Raw genomic sequence first — 13,288 nt, 5'->3', positions numbered from 1 at the left:
TATTGGCGTTACGGTGGGATTTATCAATAAGCAATGCTTGTAAGCGGCAACAAGAATGTTTCTTCCTCGTTTTTATAGTTTTGTGCGGTATATTGTCGGGACCGTTCTCTTATATCATGGGGGTAGACAAAGAGCAACAGGAGAAGGAGACTCGCTTATGACCTCATTTTTGAAGGAGCTGAAACGGAACCGAATCAAGTTCCTGATGATTTCGCCGGCCGTCCTGTTTTACCTCGTGCTGGCCTACCTGCCGATGGGCGGAATTGTCATCGCTTTCAAGCAGTTCAACTACAATGACGGCATTTTCGGAAGCCCGTGGGTCGGCTTCGAGAACTTCCGCTATTTCTGGGAGTCCGGCCAGCTGTTTCAAGTCACGATCAACACGATTTTGTACAACGCCGCGTTCATGATCATCAATAACGGTCTGGAGATCGTCATCGCGATCATCCTGGCGGAAATGGCGGGGAAATACCTCCGCAGGTTTCTTCAATCCGCGATCTTTTTGCCTTACTTCATCTCCTGGGTTGTCGTCGGAGCTTTCGTCTACAACCTGTTCAACTTCGAGTTCGGTTCGGTCAATACGCTGTTGAAATCGCTCGGGGCTGACCCCATTGACGTCTATTCCAACTCGTCCGCCTGGATCTGGATCATCTTATTCTTCAGCGCCTGGAAATCGGTCGGGTACGGCACCGTCTTCTATTTGGCGGCGATCATGAACATCGACAACGAAACGTACGAGGCGGCGGAAATCGACGGGGCGAACGTGTTCCAGCGAATCCGGCACATTACGCTTCCCGCTCTCGTACCGACGATCATCATTCTGATTCTGTTGTCCGTCGGAAATATCGTCCGCGGCGACTTCCAGATGTTCTACCAGATCGTCGGCGACAACGGGCTCGTCTTCGACAAGACCGACGTCATCGACACGTTCGTCGTCCGCTCGCTGCTGACGATCCAGGAATTCGGAATGTCCGCCGCAGCCGGCGTTTACCAGTCCGTTCTCTCCTTCGTCATCATCATTACCGTCAACTACTTCGTGCGCCGGGTCGAAAAAGACTACGCGCTGTTCTAGGGGGAGATTCGCATGCGACTGCGTTATGACCGCTTCCTGTTCAACCTGCTCGGCTATTCGTTCGTCGGCCTGTTCGCCGTCCTTTGCCTGATTCCTTTCTACATGGTCATCATCGGATCGCTGACCTCGCAGGAATCGATCGTCTCCGACGGCTACCGGCTGTGGCCGGGCCAATTCTCGGGAGCCGCCTATCAATTGCTGGGCGAGTCGGCCGGCGCTCTATTGCGGGCATACGGCGTCACCATTATCGTCACGGTCGTCGGGACGGCCGCGGGTCTGTTCATCACGGCGATGACCGCCTACGTACTGAACGCCAAGGACTTCAAATACCGCAACTACTTCGCGTTCTATTTCTACTTTACGACGCTGTTCAGCGGAGGACTCGTTCCTTGGTACATCATGATCGTGAAGTATCTGCACCTGAAGAACAACCTACTGGCGCTGATTGTCCCGCTGCTCCTGAACGTATTCTACATCCTTATCATGCGCAGCTTCATGAGCGCCATACCGGAAGCGATCAAGGAATCGGCTCGCATCGACGGCGCGGGAGACTTCACCATCTTCGTCCGGCTCATGCTGCCGCTTCTCAAGTCGGCGCTCGCCACCATCGGGCTCTTCATCGCGCTGAATTACTGGAACGATTGGTTCAACACGATGCTGTTCATTGATAGAGAGAACTTATACAATCTCCAATACTATCTGTTCCAGATCTTGAGCAAACTGGAGTTCGTGAACGCCGCGATGATGCAAGCGGGAATCGCGATGCCGACGATGCCGTCGGACGCCTACAAGATGGCGATGACGCTCGTCGCGACGGGACCGATCGTGTTCCTGTACCCGTTCGTCCAGCGATATTTCGTCCAGGGCGTCACGATCGGCGCGGTCAAAGGGTAAGCCCGGGAAATCCGGTTTATCATAAACGCACATACGAGAGGGGTACCCGAATGAAAAAGCGTTTGAAATGGCAAGGCCTGTTTGCAATCGTCATGCTTCTTACGTTCGTACTGGCCGGTTGCGGCAACAGCAAGAACGAGGCATCGTCCAGCCCGTCTACCTCGGCGTCTCCTTCCGCTTCGGCATCGGCCGAACCGTCCGCATCCGGATCGGCCAACCCGGCCGGCGCGGACACCTCCAAAGAAGTGAAGCTCAAGATGTATTTGCTCGGCGATAAGCCGAAAGACTTCGACCTCGTCTATGCCGAAGTCAACAAGCTGCTGAAGCAGGACATCAACGCAACGGTGGAAGTCAGCTTCCTGTCCTGGGGCGATTGGCAGCAGAAGTATCCGCTGCTGTTCGCTTCCGGCGAAGATTTCGATCTCATCTACACGGCCAACTGGGCTCAGTACAATACCCAGGCGACCAAAGGCGGCTTCCTCGAGATCACGAAGGACATGCTGGAGAAATACGCGCCGAAAACGGCCGCGAGCATGTATCCGGAAGCTTGGGAATCGGCCAAAATCGACGGCAAAGTCTACATGCTCCCGATGAACTACAAAGAAATCCAAGGCTCCATTTCCTTGCTGCGCGGCGATCTGGTGGAGAAATACGGCCTGGATCCGAAAGAGCTGGCCGCCAAGCCGGAAAATCTCGCCAAATATTACGATGCCATCGTGAAAAACGAAAAAGGCCTGATCCCGGTTAACGCCGCCGGGCTCGGATGGGACGGCGTCCCGCTGTTCGTTCCGTGGGACAAGATGAAAGGCTGGTTCGATCTCCAAGGCACCGGCAACCTGAAGATGTACTATGATTCCAACGACCCGAAAGCCAAAGTGATTCCGTTCTACCAAACCGACCTGTTCGTCGAAGGCGTGAAGAAAGCGAAAGAATGGGCGGACGCCGGCTACTGGTCGAAAAGCGCCATGGTCAGCAAAACGGCGGACAACGAAGCGTTCAAAACCGGCAAAGCCGCCATCTTCGGACAAAACCTGTCCACGATCAACTCGCTGTACACGACCGTCAATACGGAGCATCCGGAATGGAAGGCCATGGCGATCGACACGAACTTCGGCCGTCCGGTCGATCTGAAGCCGTATATCCAGAACGGCGTAGGCATCAACAAAAACTCCAAAAACCCGGAACGCGCTCTCATGATGCTCGACCTGTTCCGTAACGATCCGCGTTACTTCGATCTGACGTTCTACGGCATCAAAGGCAAGCATTACGACATCGGAGCCGACGGCAAGAGCATCAAGCTGCTGGCCGACAGCCCGAACTACCCGCCGGAAGGCGCTTGCCCGTGGGGCTGGCGCGACGACAAGCTCGTTCGTCCGATCGAAGGCGGACTTCCGAATTACGATGACCTGCGCAATAACATGCTGAGCACGGCCGTCAACAATCCGGTGCTTCAAGCGTTCAACTTCGACGACAGCAGCGTGAAGAACGAGCTGGCCGCCGTCGGCAACGTGCTGACCCAATACGTCAAGCCGCTGTCCTTCGGCGTCGTGAAAGGCTCGGTGGACGATGCGATCGCCGATGCCCGCAAGCGTCTGGAGAAAGCCGGCGCCCAGAAAATCGTCGACGAATATCAACGTCAAGTCGACGCGTTCCTCGCGTCCAAGAAATAACGGAACCCTGTAACGCTTGACAGACAGGCGCGGCGAGCTTTGTCCGCGGACGAAGAGGAAATCGTCCGCGGGCATCGAACGCCGCGCTTCTCTGTGCCATGATGATAACGAACGCCAAACGGCAAAGGATGATGCAAACCATGACCGATCGCGCGAAGCACGGCCCGGACGCGTACTTTTCGTCTCTATTGCACGGCGCCGATTACAATCCCGAACAATGGCTCGCCTATCCCGAGGTGCTGGAGGAAGACATCCGGCTCATGAAGCTGGCGAAGTGCAACGTCATGTCGGTCGGCATCTTCTCCTGGGCGAAGCTCGAACCGGAAGAAGGACGATTCACGTTCGAATGGCTGGACCAAGTGCTGGACCGGTTCGCCGCCAGCGGGATTTACGCGTTTCTTGCCACGCCGAGCGGGGCTCGTCCCGCCTGGATGTCCGCCAAGTATCCCGAAGTGCTGCGCGTCGCGGCGAACCGGGTTCGCAACCTGCACGGGTTCCGTCACAACCATTGCTACACTTCCCCCGTTTACAGGGAGAAAACGGGGATCATGAACCGCAAGCTGGCCGAGCGCTACGGGCGCCATCCCGCCGTCATCGGCTGGCACATTTCCAACGAATTGGGCGGGGATTGCCATTGCGATGATTGCCAGGAAGCGTTCCGCGAATGGCTGATGCGCAAGTACGGATCGCTCGCGGAACTGAACGCCGCCTGGTGGACGACGTTCTGGAGCCATACCTATACGGATTGGAGTCAAATCGAATCCCCCGCTCCGCATGGAGAGACGCAGGTTCATGCGATGAACCTCGATTGGAAACGGTTCGTCACGGACCAGACGCTCGATTTCTTCCGTCACGAGATCGCTCCCCTGCGGGAAAGCAACCCATCATTGCCGGTCATAACGAATTTCATGTACTACTATGAGGGGCTCAATTACCACAAATTCGCGGACGTGCTGGATATCGCGTCCTGGGACAACTATCCGACCTGGCACGACGCGGAAGACAACGTCGAGCAAGCCGCCCGCGTGGCGATGATGCACGATATCGTGCGCTCCGTCAAAGGCAAGCCGTGGCTGCTCATGGAAAGCACGCCGAGCCTGACCAACTGGCAAGGCGTCAGCAAGAACAAACGCCCCGGCATGCACCTGCTGTCGTCGCTCCAGGCGGTGGCGCACGGCTCCGACTCCGTTCAGTATTTCCAGTGGCGCAAGAGCCGCGGGTCCAGCGAGAAGCTGCACGGCGCGGTCGTCGATCACGTCGGCCATGAGTTTACCCGCGTTTTCGGGGACGTGAAAGAAGTGGGTGAAACGCTCGAACGGATGAAGGATATCGCCGGTACGAACGTTCATGCGGAAACCGCGATCATTTTCGATTGGGAGAACCGTTGGGCGGTGAATGATTCTCAAGGTCCCCGCAACTATGGCATCAAATACGAAGAAACCGTCCGGAGCCTGTACCGCCCCTTCTGGGAGAAAGGCATTGCCGTCGATCTCATCGATATGGACCGGGATTTCTCGAAATACAAGCTGCTCGTCGCTCCGATGCTGTACATGGTCCGCCCGGGCGTCGGGGAGCGGATCGAACGGTTCGTCGAGAACGGCGGTATGTTCGTCGCCACGTACTGGTCGGGCATCGTGAACGAGAACGATCTTTGCTTCCTGGGCGGATTCCCGGGCCCGCTGCGGCGGACGCTCGGCATCTGGTCCGAAGAAATCGACGCTCTGCACGACCGGGACTCGAACGGCATCGAGATGGCGCCAGGCAACGAGTTGGGCTTGTCGGGCTCCTACGAAGCACATGAGCTATGCGACCTTATCCATTTGGAAACCGCCGAAGCGCTCGCCGCCTACCGAACCGACTTTTACGCGGGACGGCCCGCTTTGACCGTCAACCGGCTGGGCAAGGGCAAGGCCTATTACATCGCCTCCCGGAACAAGGAGCCTTTCCATTCCGAATTCCTGGGCAAAGTGGCGGAGCAGGCGGGAATCCGAAGAGCGCTGCACGCGGACCTGCCTTACGGAGTCAGCGCGCAAGTCCGTTCGGACGGGGCGAGCGAATACGTGTTTCTTCTGAATTTCTCGGAGAACGAGAAGCTCGTGAAGCTCGATGGAGATTTGCAGGATGTTCTCGGGGGCGAAAACGTCGGTTCGGAGCTCGCGTTGCCGCGATACGGGGTTCGAATCCTGAAGCGGGCAGCCGGGACTTCGGCGTGATAAATCGCAAGCTCCGTCTTCTTCCGGGAGACGGAGCTTGGTTCTTACTTCATCAGCGTATATTTGCCGATGACGGGAAGCGGCTTTGCACCGCCATGAGCCGCGCTGACGATACCGATGACGGCGAGCAGCAAGCACGCCAGGTTGGCGAACGGAAGCAGCAACCAGCCGAGAATCGGGATGAATCCGAGTACAATGTTGAACGCGAGGCAGGTCAAGAACAGCGTCAGTCCTTGGTTCGCATGGTACTTCGCGAACGGTGAATTGGGCGCCGCGATCAGCGGGACGAAAAACAGGATGTAAGCGACGATCGCCATCCCTTTGTTGGTTTGAACGTCTGATGGATCGAACGAGTGAACGGGTTCTCCTTGCATGAACAACACCTCACTTTGAATGTATTCCATAAGAAAGATTATAGACCACCCCTGCTTTGACAAGAAGGGTGAACTTCTATCACCCCTGTCCATGCATGTTCGGACCGTCGACGCAAACGTACGGATCAGGCTGCCCAGGGAGATTCTCGGCGACGAGCGCCGTGCCGAACTCGACCGTGACGGCATCGACGTCTTGCCACTTTCTGCGGTCAACCGGAACGCCGCTATTCGCTCGCAATGATCCTCATCAAGATGCCCGAAGGATCTTTCGCGTACCATTGGCCCTCCTTGTCCGCAACCTCGACTCCCCCGGCACGCAGCCTTCCGACGGTTTGCGCAAGAGCATCCTTTGTCGGCATGACAACCGTGAAGGATGCCAAACCCGTGCCATTCTCGGGAGCGGCCGGAGCGCCTACCCCTGCCCATATGTTCAAACCGATATGGTGATGGTAGCCGCCCGCGGAAATAAATAGAGCTCCCATTTGCCTGCTTGCATCTACGATCATATCCAAACCTAGAATGTCGCAGTAAAACTCCCTCGATTTATCCAAGTCTGCAACGTGAAAATGGACATGGCCGATCGTCGTTCCCGCCGGCAGCGCTGTCCACGGCTCATCCTCCGCTTCCTTCAGCAAGCCGTCCCAGTCGATCGGCTCGGAAGCCATGAGGACGTTTCCATTCTCATCCCGCTTCCAACGATCGCGAGGACGGTCCCAATAAATTTCGATGCCGTTATTGTCGGGATCGTAAATATAGAGCGCTTCGCTGACAAGGTGATCCGCCTGGCCGATAGGAATGCCGGACGCGACGAGGTTGCGCAGCGACTTGCCCAAATCCTTGCGCGTCGGCAGAAGAAGCGCAAAATGATAAAGCCCGCTGACCGCTCTCCGCGGCACAACCACCGCGTCCGGAATTTGTTCGACAGCTGCCAATACGGTTGAACCGTCAGCCGTGAACTCCGCGGTTCTCGGCGTTCGGCTCAATACCTTCAAACCGACTACCTGCTCGTAAAAGCGGATAGACCGATCCAAATCGCTGACTTTCAACTTTACGACGCCAAGCTTCATTTCCGGATGCATACGGGTTGTCAATTGGATGTCCTCCTTTATTTTCCAAATACATCGATACCACGGCGATTCCTACATGGTCCCGCCGTTACGACGAATGGCCGGCGGGATGACCTCCGGACCCTGATTGATGAATCGATAGATGAAGGTCCCGATTTGCCGCTCATCGATTGCCGCGAGTTCCATCGTTTTCGTCCAGGCCATGACGGTGACTGCCTTGTCCTACGGCACATCGTCATGGGGAACGGCCAAAATACCGGATGCCGCGTGCAATCCATGACTTCGGACCCATCGGTATTTTTTTTAGAGCCGCTTTTTGTTTAACTGCTCTACGGTTCATGATGCATGTTCATATCCATATTTATTTCCCCAGTCAATATAATATTTATTTAATCTAAGTTTACGTAGTCGACACCACTTTATCAATGTTTTATTTGTGAAATTAAATATTATTTAGTATTATAAATACAAATCTCGCAAAAAAAACCGTACTCCTTATTGGGCGTACAGTCTGGAATCGATACCGTTCGGATCATTTTCGATAATGCTCATTGTACACGACCATTAACAGAACCGCCTGTTCCTCTCCAACATTGCGGACCCAGTGCGGAACGGAAGCATACCACGAAAAGGAATCGCCTTCTTCGACAACGAATTCATCCTCTCCTTGGCCTACCGCAAGTCTGCCCTTGATCACATAATGAGTCTCAAGGCCTTCATGTTGATTGGTGACTCTCTCTTCGTTAAACCCAGGAGGGATTTCGGAAATCGACATCCGCAAACCGCCGATTTCAGCCAAATGCTCGATCTTATTCGAACCCCTATATATACTGTGAGTACGGTCCGCTTTGCGCACAACGCTCATCCGTTCATCTTGTTTGAGCAGCAGATAAGCCATCGGCACTTGGAAAAAATCGGCTATCGTCTCCAACGTCGTGAGCGACGGAGTCGTTTTATTATTTTCCAGAAGGCTTACGAACCCCTGTGAAAGGCCGGTTCCTTCGCAGAGCTTTTCCATCGTAATCCCGCGTTTATGCCGAATGGCCCGAATATTCGTTCCAACTTCCATTTGCCGCAATCTCCTGCAACGATTTTAGACTTATCTTAACAAATTCATGGAGCAAAAGTAACCGTATGGGAAGGTCGGTGATTCGTTTGTTTTATTGGATTGTTCTCCTGATGACCGCAGCGGATCAAATCTCGAAGTTGTTCATTCGGTCGATGATGGACGCAGGAGATACTTATACCGTCTGGAGCGGGATCCTGGAATTTCAGTATTACCAAAATTCCGGAGCTGCCCGAAGTTTATTTCAAGGATACGGAAGGTTTTTCGGAATCGTTGCCTTGATTTTCATGCTTGGGGTCTTCTATTACCGGAAAAACAAATTTCCCCTTCCGCGCTTGCTCGATATTGGACTCGCTTTTCTGGTTGCGGGTGCGGCCGGAAACGGCATCGAGAGACTATGGTATGGCAAAGTCACCGATTTCCTTGTATTTGGTGAAGGACAAGGAATCCTGAATATCGCGGACCTCTCCATAAACGTGGGTGTTCTTCTCGTCATCGTCGATCAATTGTTTCTTTCAAGAAGCAACAAGAAAAGAGACCGAATGCCTCCTAGTTTGATGACTTGAATGCGCTTGTCATTTCCGTGGTTCACCGACCCGCCCCCATCTTCCACTCCTCATTCTCCGAATGCAGAATGGACTAAGAGCCAAAATACATCTATTTCCTTCAAAAACATGGATTTTGAAGACTCTAAAAACCCTAATACAGTTCGTAAAACCGAAATTGTTGAAATCATCAGGAAAAAAAGAAAGAGAATAAATGTATTTTTGCCGTTAGGAAACGAAAATTGAGGGTGTCGTTAGCAAATAAATGTATTATTGCTATTAGTGATGAAAACTGTTCCTGCCCTCCTTCCAGAGCCTCCGAGACCCTATCGTGGCCGCGGGTTCCGCCGGGCCGGAAACGAATACGATACTTGACCGTTTTCTCGCCATTGGTTGCCGCGGCTACGCGACCTACCAAAAGCTGCACGGTCAGGATCCGATCAGCGTCGAACACCGCGGCGCCCGCTTGGCTATGTCAAAAACTCGGACCTACCCGCCGTCGATGGCTTGAACCTTGATGCGACGTTGCGAGAGCTGGCCGTCCTTGGCTTGATAGATGATCTCGACGACACGTCCGCATATTTCTCGGGCATGCTGTTCGCCTCCATTATGAACGTTTGTTCCTGTACTATGAAACCGAACGATCGTTCCCGTCAATGTGAATAATAAAAGCAGCGCGGAATCAACCGCTCTGCTCTTTTGTGTTACATAGCAATTAGTTCTTGTTCATATTCGGAAAAATCCTTTGCTTCTTTTTCAACTTTAAGACAAAGTGACGATAGACCTCGGCCTATTACTTCCTAATTACATGAACAGGCTTATTCATGCCACTTGTATTGTCACCAAGGTGTTTTAGAAAAACATCAACTTTGATGCGCGCAAACAATCCTCCCCCTCCCTCTTAGCCAATAAAATCATTCTTTTGACAAAAAGGAAAGTACCTATGCGGTTTATAAGTTACTATTTTCCATACCGAAACCAAAAAAATCCCGAGAGCCGAAGCCCCCGGGCTGATTCTTATGGTGTAATCGGATTATACTCATCCACATTGAACGTGAGAATCTTATCGAATATTACATATTCAGTGCGAGCTTTGAACGGGCCTTTATTCCATGTCTTCGTGAATGCGTACTTAGCCGGACCGGTACCTGCGGCTTTGGCATCATACCAAGCAATAAATGAATTTACCTCATCCATGGAAAGGTCGTACTCTTTCTCAAGTCCGTTTACCATCGTAATCGTTATTATCGCTCTACCCGACGGCACCTTCGACATCATTTCTACTTCGCCAACTACTAAAACACCGCTACCAGGTCCAGTAATGGCTGTAATGTATAAGCGATACTTACTATAGGCTTTCGTATTGGCAAAGGTAAATTCTCTTTTTGTCCCTGCTGGCCAATCCGGTTGATTAGAACGGCTATCAAGGGTAACCCATGTTGAAGTGGTGTCATCAAAGGCTTGGAAGTCCCAGGTCTTTGGCATGTATGCTCCCGGAATTTCGTTTGGATATTCTGCTTTAAGCGTATATTTCGAAATTGTCTTTGGTGTGTCAAAATCGTATTCCAGCCATTGCGGCGACGAAAACCCGTTCGCAACCCATCCGTAGCTTTCACTCGCTGCATCGTTGAATGCTCTATATGCCTGATAAGTGGTCGAGTATTCCGAACTTGCACTAGCCCTGCCACTCGGAGTTGAGTTGCTCGTCATTGTGGGAATCAGATCATTTGTATAAACATCTGCAGCAGATGCTTTTCCATAGTGAAGCGTTACGATTGAAACGCTCAGTAAAATAGAAAAAGTTGTTAAGAGGATTTTCTTGAGATTCATTCGATCATGCTCCTTATTCTTTTTTCCATATATTAACCTGTCATTCGACATTAGAGTAGACTGTTTTTCCACCTTTTTCTACATTAAACTATTAAGTTACTCGTTATTCTTTCCGACCCTTAGTGAAACGGCCACGCTACGCCAAAACTCCAGCGTGCCGACCGTGTTATTAATCTTGGTAACCGCGTCCGGACCGAACTCCTTCACAAACCAAACCGGCGCAGGGATCTCTCGTGTTAATGCCTCCACCATTTTCCGTAACGCCGCGACGTCCTCATGTCGTTGGTCGAACTATTGTTTTTTCCTCTGGTCATCGGTTGATTATTCTCTCCCGCGGCAAGCTCAGCCCTGACCCATGTTCTTGAATGCCGTCCAGCCTGTCCACCGGCAGCCGTTGTACATCAACCGCGGGCGAATCTTGCGCTTGTCACCTTCGAATATTTCCACGAAGCGCAGCGGCAGGCATTCGGCATTCTTGGGATTGTTCGCGTGTAGAGAGAAAGCAGCCGTCCACAGGTTGTTGAATGGTTGTTCGTAGCCGACGGCAAGTCGTTCTCCAACATGGCAACACGGGCCATGTTGGTGTAATCGACGATAACAGTTACGTTCGGCACGATGATGCTCCTTTCACCAATAAGAAATAGCTCCGCGTCTGCGGAGCCCTCTTGTTATTGAACGAAGTGCTTTTTATGCTGTTCACGCTTCCGCTCGGCGGAAATCGTCGCATTGCGAAGTGGCCGAATTCTCGTGCCCGAGTAACTCCTGTACGGCTACCAGGTCAGCCCCGTTGTTCAGCTTCAGCGTTGCGAAAGTGTGGCGGAGCGTATGAGGGCTTACTTTCTTCTGAATCACGGCTTGACAGGCAATTACCCCGATCTCCCCCTGGGTTCCTCTCCTGGCCAATCGGCAATATGGTTGACGCTCTGTGACGACGAGCGCCGGCTTTTGGTCTGTTCGGAAAAATAGGTATTTCTTGAAATGGGACAGCGCCTTAAACGAAAAGAAAACTTCTCGCTGCCCTTCCAATCACCTGGCAACTCTGCGTGCTGAAATCGATGTCAGACCGATTCAGGCTATGTCGTCGCGTACAAAACTTCGGATTAGTGTTCGCTGCCTGACGTTCTGGAACGCCTCCCTGAGCATCTCCAACTCCTCGGTCGACAAGGACTTCGGCAGTCTCTTTCTTTCTTCGGAGGCTTAATCTTCGTCGTCGGGTCCCGCGCCGGATAGGATTGACACCTATGATCGCTCGATACACGTTGTGGCGACTGTCAACGTCTCAGGTCGAAAATCGCTGCTCCGCAACTCGCTCCCTCACCTCCAGCCCAAACAATCCGATCCGGTTCATCGTTTGCAGCGGTGAGTCCGGAATCGGCCGGCGGGATGGCGGTACGCAAACAATCAGGTAAGACTGGAAGAGTTAGGCGGATCCGTCCAAAGCACCCAACCGGGCGGCCAACCAATCATACGCCACAACGGCCGCCGATCTTGTGCACGCTCGGGAACACGTCGTATGCGAACGCTTCGGCCGCCTCTTCTTCGGCGTACTGCTTCTGCAACTGTCCGAGCGCTTCCCGGGCGGAATCGAACGGGAAGCGCTCGGCGGATTCGACGAACAGAGCTCTCGGCGCGAGGAGGCCGATCCACTCCGGCAGCTCCGCACGGCCGCAGCAAACCCGGCGTGAAATTGTCCACGCAATGGGACACGGCCATGATCGTCCTCTTGAACGTGCCGGGAAATCCGGTCAGAACCGCGGCCCGGATCCGTTCGTCCAACGCCGTGCATACGAACGAGAGCAGAGCCCCGCCCGAGAACCCCATCTCGCCGATCCGCTACGGATCGAGCTCATCCCCGGCCGGCCAAATGGTCTATCGCTACGAATCCGAGCTCCCCATATCCGCTCAACCTCTTAGTTTACGCGATACGTCCGGCCCGCCCGCACCGCGAATCCGAGCACGTCCGGTTCCGGGCGCTCCGCGACCGCGGGCTGTCCATCCTCGAGAACCGTCCGGATGCCCGCGCAGCGAACCCGGCAGTATCGCCTCTCGCGATCGACCCCGCCGAACAGCATGCCACCGAGAAACCCATTGCCTACCGGCAGCGCTTCTTCCCATCGATCGGCCGGGCGATCGAACCTAATCGTTTGAACTCCCGTGGCTTTCCCTCCCAACTCTACCAGCTTAGCATAGGAGCTAGGCGGCCCGACAGGGACGATCTTAAGCTGGAATCGTGCATTCTTAACCTGTTTCTCGCTTCCCCCCTCCCCGACATTCAGGCAAGTCTGGATCTGCTTCAACAGCTCGGCGCGGATTTCGTTCAGGCCAAGCTTCACCCTATCCGCGTTGCCTTCTGGCGCATACGATTTCCTGTCCTTCTGTAACCCGACGTTCAGGATCTGCGTCATTTCTGCGAATTGACTAGCCTCCCAGCCCGCCCGCTTGAAGCGCCTTGAAACGTCCATGCTCCGAATGACAATATATCAACATTTTTCCCGATCGTTCCGACACTTTTTCAGCCTCCCCGGCGCTATACTCCAGATATAAACCCTTGGGGAGG

General features: G+C 53.5%; 13 protein-coding genes. 5 read left to right on the top strand and 8 right to left on the bottom strand.

Annotated elements, in window-relative coordinates:
• The first annotated feature begins 157 nt into the window (after positions 1-157).
• The 4 genes from GE107_RS14275 (at position 158) to GE107_RS14260 (ending at position 5,849) form a co-directional block, all read left to right on the top strand.
• Positions 158-1,072: an ABC transporter permease gene (locus GE107_RS14275; protein WP_219640653.1), complete on the top strand. Its 915-nt coding sequence runs from the start codon at positions 158-160 to the stop codon at positions 1,070-1,072.
• 12 nt (positions 1,073-1,084) lie between these two features.
• A complete protein-coding gene (locus GE107_RS14270) occupies positions 1,085-1,966 on the top strand; it encodes a carbohydrate ABC transporter permease (RefSeq protein WP_219640652.1) in 882 nt (293 codons plus the stop codon).
• Positions 1,967-2,016: 50 nt separating this feature from the next.
• Complete coding sequence (locus GE107_RS14265) at positions 2,017-3,636, top strand: ABC transporter substrate-binding protein (RefSeq protein ID WP_219640651.1); 1,620 nt, start codon at positions 2,017-2,019, stop codon at positions 3,634-3,636.
• Positions 3,637-3,776: 140 nt separating this feature from the next.
• The gene (locus tag GE107_RS14260; protein WP_219640650.1) at positions 3,777-5,849 is read left to right on the top strand and encodes a beta-galactosidase; all 2,073 of its coding nucleotides are present in this window, start codon (positions 3,777-3,779) and stop codon (positions 5,847-5,849) included.
• A gap of 44 nt (positions 5,850-5,893) precedes the next feature.
• Here GE107_RS14260 and GE107_RS14255 read toward each other — a convergent pair whose 3' ends face one another.
• From GE107_RS14255 to GE107_RS14240, 5 genes are all read right to left on the bottom strand, one after another.
• Positions 5,894-6,223 (bottom strand): DUF4870 domain-containing protein, encoded by a 330-nt coding sequence (locus tag GE107_RS14255; protein ID WP_219640649.1) that lies wholly within the window; start codon positions 6,221-6,223, stop codon positions 5,894-5,896.
• A 79-nt stretch (positions 6,224-6,302) separates the two neighbouring features.
• Entirely contained in the window at positions 6,303-6,461 is a 159-nt protein-coding gene (locus GE107_RS14250) for a hypothetical protein (protein ID WP_219640648.1), read from the bottom strand.
• Positions 6,448-7,314 carry a VOC family protein gene (locus tag GE107_RS14245; protein WP_219640647.1) on the bottom strand — a complete coding sequence of 289 codons (867 nt, stop codon included), beginning with the start codon at positions 7,312-7,314 and terminating at the stop codon, positions 6,448-6,450. The genes GE107_RS14250 and GE107_RS14245 overlap by 14 nt, the downstream gene beginning before the upstream one ends.
• Before the next feature lie 48 nt (positions 7,315-7,362).
• Entirely contained in the window at positions 7,363-7,494 is a 132-nt protein-coding gene (locus tag GE107_RS26600) for a hypothetical protein (RefSeq protein WP_255570486.1), read from the bottom strand.
• 328 nt (positions 7,495-7,822) lie between these two features.
• Positions 7,823-8,359 carry a helix-turn-helix domain-containing protein gene (locus GE107_RS14240; protein WP_219640646.1) on the bottom strand — a complete coding sequence of 179 codons (537 nt, stop codon included), beginning with the start codon at positions 8,357-8,359 and terminating at the stop codon, positions 7,823-7,825.
• Positions 8,360-8,424: 65 nt separating this feature from the next.
• Between GE107_RS14240 and lspA the strand changes: the two genes are divergently transcribed.
• Positions 8,425-8,922, top strand: a complete 498-nt coding sequence (lspA, locus tag GE107_RS14235; protein ID WP_219640645.1) for a signal peptidase II — start codon at positions 8,425-8,427, stop codon at positions 8,920-8,922.
• 996 nt (positions 8,923-9,918) lie between these two features.
• Here the strand turns inward: lspA and GE107_RS14230 are convergent.
• The 3 genes from GE107_RS14230 to GE107_RS14220 all read right to left on the bottom strand — a co-directional run bounded on the left by GE107_RS14230 (position 9,919) and on the right by GE107_RS14220 (position 13,193).
• The gene (locus tag GE107_RS14230; protein ID WP_219640644.1) at positions 9,919-10,731 is read right to left on the bottom strand and encodes a discoidin domain-containing protein; all 813 of its coding nucleotides are present in this window, start codon (positions 10,729-10,731) and stop codon (positions 9,919-9,921) included.
• Between the two features lie 696 nt (positions 10,732-11,427).
• Complete coding sequence (locus GE107_RS14225; RefSeq protein ID WP_255570485.1) at positions 11,428-11,757, bottom strand: tyrosine-type recombinase/integrase; 330 nt, start codon at positions 11,755-11,757, stop codon at positions 11,428-11,430.
• 884 nt (positions 11,758-12,641) lie between these two features.
• Entirely contained in the window at positions 12,642-13,193 is a 552-nt protein-coding gene (locus GE107_RS14220) for a glycoside hydrolase N-terminal domain-containing protein (RefSeq protein ID WP_219640643.1), read from the bottom strand.
• Positions 13,194-13,288: the final 95 nt, after the last annotated feature.

The sequence above is a fragment of the Cohnella sp. CFH 77786 genome (assembly GCF_019400745.1).
Lineage (GTDB): Bacteria > Bacillota > Bacilli > Paenibacillales > Paenibacillaceae > Cohnella.
This window is presented reverse-complemented; position numbering and strand designations above follow the sequence as displayed.

Bases quoted from the DNA above. Each gene is read 5' to 3' on its own strand.
- GE107_RS14220 (WP_219640643.1), bottom strand. From the start codon at position 13,193: ATGGACGTTTCAAGGCGCTTCAAGCGGGCGGGCTGGGAGGCTAGTCAA.
- GE107_RS14260 (WP_219640650.1), top strand. From the start codon at position 3,777: ATGACCGATCGCGCGAAGCACGGCCCGGACGCGTACTTTTCGTCTCTA.
- GE107_RS14275 (WP_219640653.1), top strand. From the start codon at position 158: ATGACCTCATTTTTGAAGGAGCTGAAACGGAACCGAATCAAGTTCCTG.
- lspA (WP_219640645.1), top strand. From the start codon at position 8,425: ATGGGAAGGTCGGTGATTCGTTTGTTTTATTGGATTGTTCTCCTGATG.
- GE107_RS26600 (WP_255570486.1), bottom strand. From the start codon at position 7,494: ATGGCCTGGACGAAAACGATGGAACTCGCGGCAATCGATGAGCGGCAA.
- GE107_RS14240 (WP_219640646.1), bottom strand. From the start codon at position 8,359: ATGGAAGTTGGAACGAATATTCGGGCCATTCGGCATAAACGCGGGATT.
- GE107_RS14265 (WP_219640651.1), top strand. From the start codon at position 2,017: ATGAAAAAGCGTTTGAAATGGCAAGGCCTGTTTGCAATCGTCATGCTT.
- GE107_RS14255 (WP_219640649.1), bottom strand. From the start codon at position 6,223: ATGCAAGGAGAACCCGTTCACTCGTTCGATCCATCAGACGTTCAAACC.
- GE107_RS14270 (WP_219640652.1), top strand. From the start codon at position 1,085: ATGCGACTGCGTTATGACCGCTTCCTGTTCAACCTGCTCGGCTATTCG.
- GE107_RS14230 (WP_219640644.1), bottom strand. From the start codon at position 10,731: ATGAATCTCAAGAAAATCCTCTTAACAACTTTTTCTATTTTACTGAGC.